This window comes from Pseudomonas sp. 5.2 (assembly GCF_059025405.1).
In genome coordinates this window covers 505,642-520,509 of sequence record NZ_JBYBHH010000001.1, presented here as the reverse complement: position 1 = coordinate 520,509, position 14,868 = coordinate 505,642, and the positions used below count along the sequence as shown (strand labels likewise).

The window sequence follows — 14,868 nt, the reverse complement described above, 5'->3', positions numbered from 1 at the left end:
GGTCAGTCCAGTCTTGCGTTCAAAGCCACAGCCATCAGTCTTCAACTTCACCAACACCCAGGGTTGAAGCGATCAAACGAACAGGCTTAGCTTCCACTGGCGGGTTAGCAACCGTATGGCCAATTTTAATCACATCCCGCACATCGAGCACCCCGGCAGTCATCATACTGGAGATTTGAGAGGTTAACTGATGGCACGGAGGCCTTGGATCAACGCGGAGAAGCTCATCAAATTTACCCTGCTGAACCAGCATGGCCATACGCATATAGGCAAACTTCTTGTTCAAGCTTTCACTTGTCGCATCTGGGAAGTTCTGGACATCAACTAAACGCTTCAGAATGTGTTCAGCCTCCGAAACATTAACCCTCTCAAGGTGCGCAACGACCCCCTCCTTCTCAGGAATAAAATAGCTTTTGTATTCACCACGTTTGGCCATGAGGTAAAGCTGCTGTTCAATCGCCTCGAGAGCATACGCCTCTCTAGCATGATGATCATATTCCATGTTCAGGTTTTCCATAACCTGAGGATTGCGTGCAGAAGTTTTCAGCGCCCGGTACTCGCGTAATTTATCCAGGATTTCCTTCATAATTTCCTTAGATTTATCTTTTTCCGCGCAGATAGCTGGCAGGTGGTCTACCCCACGGATGGCATATGGGCAAAGCACGCAAGGTCGACCAGCTCCAAGTTGTTTCACCACTTCTTCAGGGCAACGATTATCAAACGGGCAGATATGACACAGGTTATAGGCCAGCTTGGTGTACCGCCTAGCACGCAATACCTCTAAGCCGCTCTGCCCTTCCCTGACCCCCGTCAAGCTAATCAGGCCATGCATATCAATAGCTTTCACAGGATCTTTATGAATGCTTGCTCCCAGCCTTGCATTCAGCCGCAATGCAGCTTCCGCTAGCTCCGGAGCCTCGCCGCCGCTCAGCTTATCCATGTTCTTCATCATGTAATCAGCCAGCAGCTTTTGATGATCTGGCATGTTCTCGCCGTCAAACAAGGTGTAGTACCAAACCAGCTCTTCAGTCTGGCCTGTCATGAACTTTCCGATCAACGAAGGCGGTAGAAAACGCATAGCTTCGGATACGAACCCAGCCCTCAATCCGTGCGGGGTGTGAGGACTGGTGAAGCCATCGGCAGAAAGTGTGCTCAGATAGGCATGATCATAGCCCTCAACCGGCTCACGCTTACCATCTTCCCCCTTCAGAAACACAATGTCCTCACCAGTATCGTCTTGCATGACCTCCCTAATGAAATGTTGGAGCATCAGTAGGTAAACAGGATAATGCCGATAATTCGCCCACTGGCTAGCACCAACTCCCGCTTCTCTGAAGAGCGGCTTGAACTGCCCAAATTTTGAGCCCTTGGTAAATCCATACCAAAGATTTTCCTTGTAAGATTCAGAGCTGCAGGAGTCATACCAGGCCCTTTGTCGATCCAAAACATCAATCACGTGGCGCGAAACAATCGCCGTCCACTCTCCATGCGATTTATCTGAACTAACAAAAAGAGGCGCCAACGGACTCTTCCAATATCTATCCAAGACGCAGTCGTACTTTTCTTTATTAAGCCAGATCAGGTGCTGTTGGCGCAGTCCTGTTTCACACATCAGGATGGTCAGGCGAACCGAGTTTGGCGAAATGCGTTGAACCACATTTCCCATAAACTCAAAATCTACAATTTTATAAAATCTAGGAAGCACCTCAAACCGATGAATTTTCCCCTCATGGTAGAAAATTGGCGTGTAGTTAAGCAGTGATTGGTTCACCTCCCCAATCCCCCGCACTTCCTTCGAAAAAAGCCCGGCCCAGGCGTGGCTGTTCAACAGATCTGTCAGGCTCGGCTGGCAAAGCTGCCCATTCAAAACTCCATAGTTAATATTTTTTTCATTCTGACCATCATAGTAGGGCATATTGTTGATATGATCAGTGAGATACTCCAGACTGTAGAGCATACTCAGGAATGTTGCAAAGTAGGGCCTTGGAATCGGTCTTTTTACCGTGCCTGACTTTTTCTCAACAGCTGGATAGCAAGCATTCGTAAAATTGCATTTAAATTTGTCCGCATCTGGCAGCACAAGCCTGTTGCTTTCAATATACTGGCAGAAATGATCAATCACCAAAACGCGAGCATAATGCGTTTCGTTAACCCAGCCATGGGCGCTTGCGAATTCCTCCATGTAACCCAAGAAAGTCCTCGGAGGTGCCTTATCAAATTTGATCACACCATCCAGAAAAACCGACTCATGGGTAAAATAGAGACTGCAATTAAACTGATTGATAGTCCTAGGGTAATTCTCAAGCGAGCCATCACGCCGCATGTAAAAATTTGGCAAATAAGCTGTGAGATAGCTCATATACAAATTACGCAGAAACTCATAACCGCTCGATCTCTGCAGGCGCTTGGACTTCATAAATGAGCCAAACACCTGATCCATATAAATGGCAAAACTTTTCACTTGAGGATGCGACTCCTCAATGAAAGGAAGCCGATCATTCTCCTCACCCAAGCTGAAGAGCCCTTTGATGCGGTGTGTAGGGAAATGCGTCTTGAACGTAAGTTCAAAATTAAACTCAAGCTCACCATTGGCGAGAGATCGAGCCATTTTGAGCGCCGCCTCATGAGCCTGTTGCGCAGAGCTTTTGGCATGCTTTGTCTTCGTCGCGATTCTACGTCCTTTGTACACCCTTTCAGGCTTGCACTCTCGCTTAACGGCCTGATACCCGCTAATGATATCTTCTACCATCTTCTTACTAGATGGGCGGGGATGGGTGATGGTCAACAAAAAATCATTTACATAATATCTTCGAAGCGGCAACGTACCCGAACCATTAGCGCCATCAAAGAGTACCTTACAACCTTCCTCAGTAATGTCATCAACGGTGTAGAAATCGGTACTCAGCAAAAGCCTCAACCAAAAGCTTACTCGACTGCTTCCGTCGTTAAACTCACCACGCTTGTAAATACTCTCAATCTCAGAGTCGGGATGAACACCGCGAATGATAGTAAGGCACTCAAGATCGAGATTGCGGCATAGCTCATCGAAAATTTCGACTTGATGGTTAATTGTCTGTATGGACAAGGGAGCAATGAACACTTTACGTGCCCAAAGAGTGATAAATACCATCCGGACGAATTGGGATAGCGTCATATCATAACTCTCCGGCAAGCCATGATATGATCGATCAATATCCCCAATCCGCGTACTTGATCCACGATATGTCGACTCAAGCAAACGCTCAATGTGAGCTAGTCCCCAACGACTAAAATCAAGGCCATAACCATTGAATAAATACTCAATTTTCTCTGTCGAGGTACCCCTGCCTTTTGAAACCTTCCGATAAATACTTCGAACAAAAGAGACCGCCTTCTTGAACGCTGCGATCACTTCGTCTTCGGGCACAACCAGACTGCCTTATCCTTACTAAGGTTGATCATCACTTGGCGCCCCCTTCAAGATGCTTTTTGATTTGCTCAACCTCACTCTCAAGGTGCTGAAGCTGTACTTTTACAACACTGAAATTTGAAGACGACATACGAATCATGTTCATAGCAGCAAAAGTCGACTCAAGCATCTTTGCATCCTTCCGGGCGTAGCGCTCTGTGGATTTGATCGACTTATGGCCCATCAAAAGCTGTACCATTTTCAAGTCAAGCCCAAACCGATTTGGATCTCTCGGATTTGGGCAGTGATTTACCAAGTAGTAAGCGTACATATGACGAAGCGAGTGAAATCCGTAGCTAGTACCAGTCAAATTGAATGCTGCTTTATTAAAACGCTCCCATACCGCCTGATAGGATGACGGCATTGCCCCGCCGTCGCGCATATTACGGAACAAAAAAGGGTGTATGACAGGTCTATGCCTTGCCTTTTCCTTTGCAATCTCTTCTTCATGATAAAGGCCAAGATTTGCCCAAAAAATTGATGCAAACGGCTCAATCAGAAAAGTATCCGGCTTGTCTCGCCCTTTGTGCTCAAGTTTGTTCAGCTTTGCTTCAGGGATGTACTTGATCAGAATTTCTCGCCGAGTGTCGGGATCGACAATGTAAACCCGATTGTTCTGTGGGCTTTCTGGGTTCACCACAATATCGTCCATGATTATAGTCAGCGCTTCGGAAACCCGACATCCTGCTGCAGCAAGAAAAGACCAAAGCACCTTGTCCCGCAAGCACTCTGCGCTTTCGATCAACTCGACGCATTTGTCGATAGGGAACGCCGTCTGGTCACCTCCGAATTCGTCAGTGCGCGCCATCAATTGTGGCTTTGATGTTGCCGCAAGCCTTTGTCTTTTAATCTTTTTAGCACCTCCGGCCAAACAGCCTGCAAACCAGCTATTCGCCTTAATAGCGGCGCTAATATTTCTAGGCGCATCGGCATACTTCGCTACAGTAAGCGGCACCATAGAAAGTGCCACACCTGTAATGTATCCACTCTCCTGCATTTGCAACAATCCATCTCGCATCGCCTCGCTTGATGCAATGAAGTTATTACAGCCGGCCAAACTCACAGCAACCGAAGACCCGCTCAAATTACGAGACCCGAGAACCCTTGCTGCATCCCGTGCAATTTCAGAATCGCTATCACTCCCAAACACCAAGTAGCTTTCGTAGCAATCCAGTGCCTCATTAAGCAACAACGGCGTCAGGCCACCATTATTTAAACCAACTTGATGGATGTAATTAAGTTTTTCCGCAACCGCATAGCAGTACGCCTTAACGGTCAACCATTTTTTCGCTTTTGCCAGCTGATATGCCCAGCTATCAAAAAATTCACACAACATTGAGTCCGGCGAGAGAATCCTAAACGTAGGAGTTCCATTGCGCACCGTCTCATATAGCTCAACGTGTTTCATAAACTGATTATTACCTATGGAGATAATTCGGCACCGTATCGCTCCGAATTTCGGCGCATCCTTCCACAGGAATTTTCACAAATCAACAAGATGCAATTATTTAATTGCAACTTAGGGTATGCCAAAAGTATATCGTTTTTAATACGCGTTCTTTACCGCTTTTTAATCATGAGAAAGGACGGATACTGGAGGGATACGCATTTTCCAGAAACCGCATAAAAACGTTGTCTACGGGACTGAGAGCAGATAGCCGTGCAGGCAACAGGATTCTGATGCATAAAAATATAATGATAATTATTAGGCTTTAGCTGTGGGGTGATGGAGATTGACTGGTTATTGGGACAACGCATCCCCCTAGCATCGCTTGCCAACAAAGGAAGCCTGACGCAATTCATTTGATCGGGACTGATGAATTAACCACGCCAGCCACCAGTACGAGTACCAGTCACGCAGGTAAGGTGGCCTTTGGGGAGGATTAGACGGCTGGGAGGGTTTTGCGAACGGACACAAGCCTTTCAATAGACCACTGCAGGCCAACTGGGCGAGTGTGAGCCACTTGCAGCGGATTCGGGGTAATGCTGGACTTCTCCAGGATTTCGCCTGGGATCTTTCAGCCAAAACTGGATCAACCCTTTGGCCTCTCCTCCTAGGAGCGACATCACCCACAGCGAGGTAAAGCTGAAAGCATCCTGCCGGACTGCGACAGCTCCGACCGCCTCAGGCTGGTGCAATCTCAAGGTTGAGGGGTAGACCTTAACTCAAGCCCCTCCCCCACCAAGGCAATGCATAGGGCCGAATCACGCTTGCTTTTTTGTTGGGGACGTCGACCAGCGCTGAGCGTTTTAGTCATTCAACATAACCGACCAATACCCTGGCTCCATGGCATTCGAGAGGTCAAAGGACATGCGCAAGATGCAATAGAACGCAACAACGTGCAACTGGACGATTGCACCTTTAAGCGGAGGGTGATCAGGCACGGATTTGATAGAATAATGGGCGTTTTTCAAAAGCAAAAAGCACAAAAAAAGGGTCTAGATTTTCATCTAAACCCTTGATTTTACTGAATTCGCGGCGGGGAACCAGGGATTCGAACCCTGGAAACGCGATTAACGTTCGCCGGTTTTCAAGACCGGTGCATTCAACCACTCTGCCAATTCCCCGTTTGTTCCGATGACGCGATACAACAAGCTGCAACTGGAAGGAACCTTAGATAAGAACTCTAGGATAGTTGCCCATCGACGGTTTTCAAGACCGTTGCCTTAAACCACTCGGCCACGCTTCCAGCTCGTTTTGCGGCCGCCATAATACCGTAATGAAACACGCTGTCAAACTCTCTGTGTCGCGGGTTGCAGGACGTCTGATAGACTCCTAGCATCTGAACGTCTGAAACCACAGGTTTACCAAGGAGCCTCGCCATGCGCGAACAGGATTACGCCGTACACCACGGCCAGCAGGTCGAGCAGCAGGAGATCAGCAAAGTCCTGCGCAACACGTACAGCCTGCTGGCACTCACCCTCGCCTTCAGCGGTGTCATGGCCTTCGTGGCCCAGCAGATGCGCGTCGGCTACCCGAACGTGTTCGTGGTGCTGATCGGCTTCTACGGGTTGTTCTTCCTCACCAACAAACTGCGTGATTCGGCCTGGGGCCTGGTGTCCACCTTCGCCCTCACCGGTTTCATGGGCTTCATCCTCGGCCCTATTCTCAACCGTTACCTGGGCATGGCCGGTGGCGCTGAAGTGGTCAGCTCGGCATTCGCCATGACCGCACTGGTGTTCGGTGGCCTGTCGGCCTATGTGCTGATCACCCGCAAGGACATGAGCTTCCTCAGCGGCTTCATCACGGCAGGCTTCTTCGTGCTGCTGGGTGCGGTGGTTGCCAGCTTCTTCTTCCAGATCAGCGGCCTGCAACTGGCGATCAGCGCTGGCTTCGTGCTGTTCTCGTCGGTCTGCATTCTGTTCCAGACCAGCGCAATCATCCATGGCGGCGAGCGTAACTACATCATGGCGACCATCAGCCTGTATGTATCGATCTACAACCTGTTCGTCAGCCTGCTGCAGCTGTTCGGCATCATGGGCCGCGACGACTGATACCGCGCCTCATGACAAAAAGCCCGCTTCGGCGGGCTTTTTTGTGCGCCAAAGACTGACTTAAAAGTCAGCTTATTGAGCGAACAGACACCGATCATGCCGCCATCGTGCTTGCCCCTACCCCAATTGCGCTTCAGCCCGTAGAATGCGCTCCTTTTTTCTTCCGGGGCGGCTTTCTGCAATGAGCTCACACGAACACAGCCCAGGCGCATCGGCGCCTGCCAATGAACTGGTGCTGGGTCTTGAGGACAAGCCACGGCTGCTGATCGGCCTGCTGGCGGCGCTGCAGCACCTGCTGGCCATCATCGTGCCGATCGTGACACCTGGCCTGCTGATTTGTCAGGCACTGGGTGTTTCGGCGCGGGACACCAACCTGATCGTATCCATGTCGCTGGTGATCTCCGGCATCGCCACCTTCGTCCAATGCAAGCGCTTCGGGCCGTTTGGTGCGGGGTTGCTGATTGTTCAGGGCACCAGCTTCAACTTCGTCGGGCCGTTGATTGCTGGCGGTGCATTGATGGTCAAGCAAGGCACGCCGGTAGAAGGCGTGATGGCGGCCATTTTTGGCGTGGTGATCGCAGGTTCCTTCGTGGAGATGGGCGTGTCGCGCATCCTGCCGTTCGTCAAACGCCTGATCACGCCACTGGTGACCGGCATCGTCGTGCTGATGATTGGCCTGACCCTGATCAAGGTCGGCCTGATCAGCATGGGCGGCGGCTTTGGCGCGATGGCCAACGGCACCTTCGCCAATGGCGAAAACCTGCTGCTGTCGGGCGTGGTGCTGGCGATCATCGTCATTCTCAACCGCATCCCGGTGGTATGGATGCGCAGCTGCGCTATCGTCATCGCCTTGGCGGTGGGCTATGCGCTGGCGGGCTACCTCGGCCGCCTGGACTTCACCGGCATGCACGAGGCTGCGCTGTTCCAGGTGCCCACGCCGCTGCACTTTGGCCTTAGCTTCTCGTGGGCGCTGTTCATTCCGATGCTGGTGATCTACCTGGTGACATCGCTGGAAGCCATTGGTGACGTTACCGCCACCAGCAAGGTCTCGCGCCAACCGGTCGAAGGCCCGGTGTGGATGCAGCGGATCAAAGGCGGCGTGCTGGTCAACGGCGCCAACTCGCTGCTGGCCGGCTTGTTCAACACCTTCCCCAGCTCAATCTTCGCCCAGAACAACGGCGTTATTCAGCTGACCGGCATCGCCAGCCGCCATATCGGCATCTGGATCGCCGTGATGCTGGTGCTGTTGGGCCTGTTCCCGTCGGTTGCCGGAGTAATCCAGGCGGTACCAGAGCCAGTACTGGGTGGCGCGGCCATGGTGATGTTCGGCGCGGTAGCGGCCTCGGGTATCAACATCCTGGCCAGCACGCAGCTGGACCGTCGCGCCCTGCTGATCATTGCCGTGTCGCTGGCCTTGGGCCTGGGCGTGGCCCAGGTACCTGAGTTCCTGGCCCACATGCCGGCGGCAATCCGCAATGTGCTGGAGTCGGGCGTCGCCACCGGCGGTATTTGCGCCCTGGTGCTGAACTGGTTCCTGCCAGAGAGCAAAGAGCGCGCCTGACCCTTCAGCACCTCGCTGAAAAGCCCACCCCCTCTGCACAAGGCCACGAGGTCCTTGTATGAGCGGGGTTGGGCTTTTTTGCTTTATCATGGCGGCATTCCTTTGCATGAGTTGTCCATGAAATTCGCTATCGCGGTTTTTTCCCCGGCCCATGCGCCCTCCTCGCGCCGCGCCCTGCGCTTTGCCGAGGCGGTGCTGGCCGGCGGGCATGAGGTTGCCCGGTTGTTCTTCTATCAGGACGGGGTGCACAGTGCCTCGGCCAACGTGGTAACGCCCCAGGACGAGTTGGATGTCGCCGCTCAATGGCGCACCTTCATCGACCTCCACCAGTTGGACGCGGTGGTGTGCATTGCCGCTGCGTTGCGCCGTGGCGTGCTCGACGAGGCCGAAGCCAACCGCTATCAACGGCCAGCCGCGAACCTGCCCAAGCCCTGGGAGCTGTCCGGGCTCGGCCAACTGCACGAGGCGGCGCAGAGTGCCGATCGGCTGATCTGCTTCGGAGGCGATTGAAATGGCCAAGTCCTTGTTGATCATCAGCCGCCAGGCACCCTGGAACGGCCCATCGGCCCGTGAGGCCCTGGACATTGCACTGGCCGGTGGCGCGTTCGACCTGCCGCTGGGCATGCTGTTTCTGGACGATGGCGTGTTCCAGCTCGCCCCAGGCCAGCAGCCCGCAGCCCTGCAACAGAAGAACCTGGCGGCCAACCTGCAGGCCTTGCCGATGTTCGGCGTCGAAGCGCTCTTCGCCTGCAGCCATAGCCTGCGCCAGCGCGGCCTTGCCGCCGACACCCTGGCGCTACCGGTGCAGGTGCTAGACGACGCGGCACTGACCGCATTGATCGCCCGTTTTGACCAGGTGGTAACGCTGTGATGACAACCCTGCATGTAATTGCCCACTCGCCCTTCGGCGACGACCGCCTGGCCAGTTGCCTGCGCCTGCTCGGTGCCGACGATGCACTGCTGCTGTGCGGTGATGCGGTCTATGCACTGCACGCCGACAGCGAGCCCCAGCGCCTGCTGCAAGCCGCCGCGCTCGAGCAGCGCTTGTTCGCCCTCGACGAAGACCTGCATGCCCGCGCGGTCGCCAACGACCTGGCCACGCCTGTGGACTACGCTGCATTCGTCGAGCTGTCGCTGCATTACGACAAGGTCAACAGCTGGCTATGAGTACGCTGAACGTTGGCGATCAAACGATTGCCCTGGACAAGGACGGCTTTCTGGTCGACCTGCACGACTGGTCCCCTGCCGTCGCCGATGCCCTCGCCACGCGTGAAGGCATCCCGCTGACCGCTGACCACTGGGAAATCCTCGAGCTGCTGCGCCAGTTCTACCAGGAATTCCAGCTTTCGCCGGCCACACGCCCGCTAATCAAGTACACCGCGCTGAAGCTGGGCCCTGAAAAGGGCAACAGCCCGCACCTGAACCGCCTGTTCAACGGCACTCCTGCCAAACTTGCCGCCAAGCTGGCGGGCCTGCCCAAGCCGACCAACTGCATATGATCGAACCACGCCCACTCACTCTGGAAACACCCGCCGAACACCCGTTCGCCGAATTCGTGCGCATCCTTGGCAAAGGCAAGCGCGGCGCGCGCGGCCTGACCCGCGAAGAAGCCCGCGCGGCCATGACCTTGCTGCTGGAAGGCAAAGTCGAGGACACCCAGCTCGGCGCCTTCCTCATGCTGCTGCGGCACAAGGAAGAAAGCGCCGATGAACTGGCCGGTTTCACCGAGGCCCTGCGCGCGCACTTGCAAGCGCCGCACATTGCCGTGGACCTGGACTGGCCCACGTACGCGGGCAAGAAGCGCCACCTGCCCTGGTACCTGCTGGCGGCCAAGTGCCTGGCCAACAACGGGGTGCGCATCCTGATGCATGGCGGCGGCGCCCACACCGCCGGGCGCATGTTCACTGAACAACTGCTCGAACAGCTGCAGATTCCGCTGAGCCGCGACTGGACGGCCGTCAGCACCGCGCTCGACCAGCAGCGGCTGGCGTTTTTCCCGTTGCAGGACTGGGCACCCCAGTTGCAACGCATGATTGACCTGCGCAACACCTTGGGCCTGCGCTCGCCAATTCACTCCTTGGCTCGGGTACTGAACCCGCTGGGTGCGCGCTGCGGCCTGCAGAGCATCTTCCACCCTGGCTACCAGGCGGTGCACCGTGAAGCTAGCCGTCTGCTCGGCGACCATGCCGTGGTGATCAAGGGCGATGGCGGCGAGATCGAGGTCAATCCCGATGTCATCAGCCATCTCTATGGCACTACAGCGGGTGAGGCATGGGATGAAGAGTGGCCAGCCCTGAGCGAACGCCGCCATGTCAAACCACCGAGCCTGCAACCGCAGCAACTGCTCGCCGTGTGGCAGGGCGAAGCCGAAGACAGCTACGGCGAAATGGCCGTGGTCGCCACCATGGCCCTGGCCTTGCGCGGGCTGGGGCAGAACCGTGACGACGCCTTCGCCACAGCGCATCGCTACTGGAGCGAACGCAACGCATCGATTTAATCGATTAAAGACCCCGAGTCTTTGCGCTATTTATTCGAACGATATTCCCTAGACTGGGCTCCAACGACAAACAACTTTGTTCCAGGAGCTCAACATGGGCCTTTTGATCGACGGCCGCTGGCACGACCAGTGGTATGAAACCGGCAAAGACGGGGCCTTCAAACGCGAAAACGCCCAGCGCCGCAACGCGTTGCCCGCACCCGAGGCCGGCCGTTATCACCTGTACGTGTCGCTGGCTTGCCCATGGGCGCACCGCACCCTGATTTTCCGTGCCCTCAAGGGCCTGTCGCCGCTCATCGATGTGTCGGTGGTGAGCTGGCTGATGCAAGAGAATGGCTGGACCTTCGACCAGCAGCAGGGCTCCACCGGCGACCACCTCGACGCACTCGAATTCCTGCACCAACGCTACACCCAGGATGACCCGCACTACACTGGGCGCGTTACCGTGCCGGTGCTGTGGGACAAAAAAGAGAAGCGTATCGTCAACAACGAATCGGCCGAGATCATCCGCATCTTCAACAGCGCCTTCGACGAGCTGACCGGCAACCGCCTGGACCTCTACCCCGAGCCCTTGCGCCCTGCGATCGAAGCGCTGAACGAACGGATCTACCCGGCGGTGAACAATGGCGTCTATCGCGCAGGCTTCGCCACCACGCAAGAGGCCTACGAGGCCGCGTTTGACGAGGTGTTCAATGAGCTGGATTACCTGGAAGACGTGCTGAGCCGCAATCGCTACCTTGCTGGCGAGTACCTCACCGAGGCGGATGTACGACTGTTCACTACGTTGGTACGCTTTGATGCGGTGTACCACGGGCACTTCAAGTGCAACCTGCGACGCCTGAGCGACTACCACAACCTGTCAAACTGGCTGCGCGAAGTGTACCAGTGGCCGGGGGTGGCGCTGACGGTGGATATGGAGCATATCCAGAAGCATTACTACATGAGCCACAAGACCATCAACCCGAATGGGATCGTGCCTAAAGGGCCATTGCAGGACTTTGGTGTGGCGCATGATCGGGAGCGGTTGGCGGGCCAGGGGATCTGGGTTAAACGGTGACACAGCGGGGGCTGCTTTGCAGCCCTTCGCAGCACAAGGCTGCTCCTACAGAGGCGTGCACCAAACGTGTAGGAGCAGCCTTGTGCTGCGAAAGGCCGCAAAGCGGCCCCACCCGTTTCAGCTATGTTGCGAACCTTCAAACCACGCCAGCTTCTCACGCAACTGCACCACTTCCCCAACAATCACCAGGGTCGGTGCATGCACTTCATGCTGGGCGACAAGCGCCGGCAAATCCGCCAGGGTGCCCGTAAACACCCGTTGATTGCGCGTAGTGCCTTGCTGCACCAGCGCCGCTGGCGTACTGGCCGCACGCCCATGACGAATCAGTTCGGCGCAAATGGTCGGCAAGCCCACCAACCCCATGTAGAACACCAGGGTTTGCGCCGGTGCCACCAGGTCATCCCAAGGCAAATTGCTGGTGCCATCCTTGAGGTGCCCAGTCACGAAGCGCACCGATTGGGCGTAGTCGCGATGGGTCAGCGGGATGCCGCCATAGGCTGAACAACCACTGGCCGCGGTAATGCCGGGCACCACCTGGAAGGGGATGCCCTGCTCGGCCAGCTGTTCGATCTCCTCGCCACCACGGCCAAAGATGAATGGATCGCCACCCTTGAGGCGCAGCACGCGCTTGCCCTGCTTGGCCAAGTCGACCAGCAGGCGGTTGATCTGGTCCTGCGGCACGGCATGGTCAGCGCGGCGCTTGCCGACGTAGATACGCTCGGCATCACGCCGGCACATGTCGATGATGGCCGGGGCCACCAGGCGGTCGTACAGCACCACATCGGCCTGCTGCATCAGGCGCAAGGCGCGGAAGGTCAACAAGTCCGGATCGCCCGGCCCTGCCCCCACCAGATACACCTCACCGCCCTGCTGCACCGGCGCGCCATCGACCATGGCCTGCAACAGGCGTTCGGCCTCGGCACCCTGCCCGGCCAGCTGACGCTCGGCAATCGGGCCCTGGAAGACATTTTCCCAAAAGCCGCGACGCTGGTTGACGTCTGGGTACAGGCGTTTGACCTGGTGCCGGAACCGCGCCGCCAGCCCGGCCAGTTCGCCGTAGGCCGAAGGGATCCACGCTTCCAGCTTGGCGCGAATCAAACGCGCCAGCACGGGCGCATCACCCCCACTGGAGACTGCCACCACCAACGGCGAGCGGTCGACGATGGCCGGGAAGATCACCGTGCACAGGGCCGGCGCGTCCACCACGTTGACCGGCAGGTTGAGCGCCTGGGCATCGGCCGACACCTGGGCGTTCAGCCCAGCGTCATCAGTGGCCGCGATCACCAGCCGGCAACCGACCAGGTCGGGCGCCTGATAGCCGCGCACCAAGACCTCGCCGCCACCTTCCCGGGCCAGTGCGGCCAGTTGGCCGTCAACCTCGGGCGCCACCACGCGCAGCGCGGCGCCGGCATCCGCCAGCAGGCGCGCTTTGCGCAAGGCAATTTCACCGCCGCCGACGACCAGTACCCGGCCGCCCTGCAGCTTGTGGAACAGTGGCAGGTAATCCATTTAGCGGATGACCTCGACACCACCCATGTACGGCTTGAGCACCTCAGGCACACGGATCGAACCGTCGGCCTGCTGGTAGTTCTCCAATACCGCCACCAGGGTGCGGCCTACTGCCAGGCCAGAACCGTTGAGGGTATGCACCAGCTCTGGTTTGCCGGTTTCCGGGTTGCGCCAGCGGGCTTGCATGCGACGCGCCTGGAAATCACCGCAGTTGGAGCAGGAGCTGATCTCGCGGTACTTGTCCTGGCTCGGTACCCACACTTCCAGGTCGTAGGTTTTCACCGCACCGAAGCCCATGTCGCCGGTGCACAGCGCCAGTACCCGGTAGGGCAGTTCCAACAGCTGCAGCACGCGCTCGGCATTGCCGGTCAGGCCTTCGAGGGCTTCCATCGACTTGGATGGCTCGACTACCTGGACCATTTCGACCTTGTCGAACTGGTGCTGGCGGATCATGCCACGGGTGTCACGGCCCGATGCGCCGGCTTCACTGCGGAAGCAAGGCGTGTGGGCGACCAGCTTGAGCGGCAGTTGCTTGGCATCGAGGATTTCACCGGCAACCAAGTTGGTCAGCGAAACCTCGGCGGTTGGGATCAGGTAGAAGTCAGCCTCGCCTTCGCGGCTGATCTTGAACAGGTCTTCCTCGAACTTCGGCAGCTGGCCGGTGCCCTGCAGGGCCGGCGCTTGTACCAGGTACGGGGTGTAGTGCTCTTCGTAGCCGTGCTCACCGGTGTGCAGGTTGATCATGAACTGCGCCAGGGCGCGGTGCAGACGGGCAATCGGGCCACGCAGCACGGCAAAGCGGGCGCCGGACAGCTTGGCTGCCGCTTCGAAGTCCAGGCCACCGCTGATTTCGCCCAGGGCGACGTGGTCTTTGATTTCGAAGTCGAAGGCCTTAGGGGTGCCCCAGCGGCGTACTTCAACGTTGTCGTCTTCGCTGGCACCAACCGGCACGCTGGCGTCCGGCAGGTTAGGAATGGTCAGCAGGATGCCATCCAGCTCAGCCTGGATGCCGTCCAGCTCGACTTTGCCTGCGGCCAGCTCATTGGCCATGCGCTCGACGTCGGCCATCAGCGGCGCGATATCTTCGCCCTTGGCCTTGGCCTGGCCGATGGACTTGGAACGGGCGTTACGCTCGGCCTGCAGTTGCTCGGTGCGCGTCTGCACGGCCTTGCGGCGCTCTTCCAGTGATTCGATGCGCGCGACATCCAGGCTGAAGCCACGGGAGGCCAGGCGATCCGCCACTTCCTGAAGTTGGCCGCGTAACAGTTTGGAATCGAGCATATCGTTCTCTCGTTATGTGT

The 14,868-nt window shown here is 56.5% G+C and carries 12 protein-coding genes and 2 tRNA genes; 8 read left to right on the top strand and 6 right to left on the bottom strand.

Annotated features, from left to right (window positions below):
- Positions 1-34: 34 nt before the first annotated feature.
- The 4 genes from AC5PZ0_RS02250 to AC5PZ0_RS02235 form a co-directional block, all read right to left on the bottom strand.
- The gene (locus tag AC5PZ0_RS02250) at positions 35-3,406 is read right to left on the bottom strand and encodes a hypothetical protein (protein WP_493854204.1); all 3,372 of its coding nucleotides are present in this window, start codon (positions 3,404-3,406) and stop codon (positions 35-37) included.
- A 34-nt stretch (positions 3,407-3,440) separates the two neighbouring features.
- On the bottom strand, positions 3,441-4,856 hold the full coding sequence (locus AC5PZ0_RS02245) for a tyrosine-type recombinase/integrase (RefSeq protein WP_493854203.1): 1,416 nt from the start codon (positions 4,854-4,856) through the stop codon (positions 3,441-3,443).
- Positions 4,857-5,928: 1,072 nt separating this feature from the next.
- Positions 5,929-6,016 (bottom strand) — tRNA-Ser (locus tag AC5PZ0_RS02240).
- Between the two features lie 35 nt (positions 6,017-6,051).
- Positions 6,052-6,138 (bottom strand) — tRNA-Ser (locus tag AC5PZ0_RS02235).
- Between the two features lie 133 nt (positions 6,139-6,271).
- On the opposite strand from AC5PZ0_RS02235, the gene AC5PZ0_RS02230 reads away from it, so the two are divergent.
- The 8 genes from AC5PZ0_RS02230 (at position 6,272) to AC5PZ0_RS02195 (ending at position 12,058) form a co-directional block, all read left to right on the top strand.
- A complete protein-coding gene (locus tag AC5PZ0_RS02230; protein ID WP_003251184.1) occupies positions 6,272-6,943 on the top strand; it encodes a Bax inhibitor-1/YccA family protein in 672 nt (223 codons plus the stop codon).
- Between the two features lie 181 nt (positions 6,944-7,124).
- Positions 7,125-8,504 (top strand): nucleobase:cation symporter-2 family protein, encoded by a 1,380-nt coding sequence (locus AC5PZ0_RS02225; protein ID WP_033696754.1) that lies wholly within the window; start codon positions 7,125-7,127, stop codon positions 8,502-8,504.
- Between the two features lie 117 nt (positions 8,505-8,621).
- The gene (gene tusD, locus AC5PZ0_RS02220) at positions 8,622-9,014 is read left to right on the top strand and encodes a sulfurtransferase complex subunit TusD (RefSeq protein WP_493854202.1); all 393 of its coding nucleotides are present in this window, start codon (positions 8,622-8,624) and stop codon (positions 9,012-9,014) included.
- A 1-nt stretch (position 9,015) separates the two neighbouring features.
- The gene (gene tusC, locus AC5PZ0_RS02215) at positions 9,016-9,375 is read left to right on the top strand and encodes a sulfurtransferase complex subunit TusC (protein WP_027592722.1); all 360 of its coding nucleotides are present in this window, start codon (positions 9,016-9,018) and stop codon (positions 9,373-9,375) included.
- Positions 9,375-9,671 (top strand): sulfurtransferase complex subunit TusB, encoded by a 297-nt coding sequence (tusB, locus tag AC5PZ0_RS02210; RefSeq protein WP_493854201.1) that lies wholly within the window; start codon positions 9,375-9,377, stop codon positions 9,669-9,671. The genes tusC and tusB overlap by 1 nt, the downstream gene beginning before the upstream one ends.
- Entirely contained in the window at positions 9,668-10,003 is a 336-nt protein-coding gene (locus tag AC5PZ0_RS02205) for a TusE/DsrC/DsvC family sulfur relay protein (RefSeq protein ID WP_027592724.1), read from the top strand. The genes tusB and AC5PZ0_RS02205 overlap by 4 nt, the downstream gene beginning before the upstream one ends.
- The gene (locus AC5PZ0_RS02200; protein ID WP_493854200.1) at positions 10,000-11,001 is read left to right on the top strand and encodes a glycosyl transferase family protein; all 1,002 of its coding nucleotides are present in this window, start codon (positions 10,000-10,002) and stop codon (positions 10,999-11,001) included. Before AC5PZ0_RS02205 ends, AC5PZ0_RS02200 begins: the two co-directional genes overlap by 4 nt.
- Positions 11,002-11,095: 94 nt before the next feature.
- On the top strand, positions 11,096-12,058 hold the full coding sequence (locus tag AC5PZ0_RS02195) for a glutathione S-transferase family protein (protein WP_493854199.1): 963 nt from the start codon (positions 11,096-11,098) through the stop codon (positions 12,056-12,058).
- Between the two features lie 117 nt (positions 12,059-12,175).
- On the opposite strand, the gene cysG is transcribed toward AC5PZ0_RS02195, so the two are convergent.
- Together cysG and serS are read right to left on the bottom strand one after the other, a co-directional pair.
- Positions 12,176-13,567, bottom strand: a complete 1,392-nt coding sequence (gene cysG, locus AC5PZ0_RS02190; RefSeq protein WP_027592727.1) for a siroheme synthase CysG — start codon at positions 13,565-13,567, stop codon at positions 12,176-12,178.
- On the bottom strand, positions 13,568-14,848 hold the full coding sequence (gene serS / locus AC5PZ0_RS02185) for a serine--tRNA ligase (protein ID WP_085273003.1): 1,281 nt from the start codon (positions 14,846-14,848) through the stop codon (positions 13,568-13,570).
- Positions 14,849-14,868: the final 20 nt, after the last annotated feature.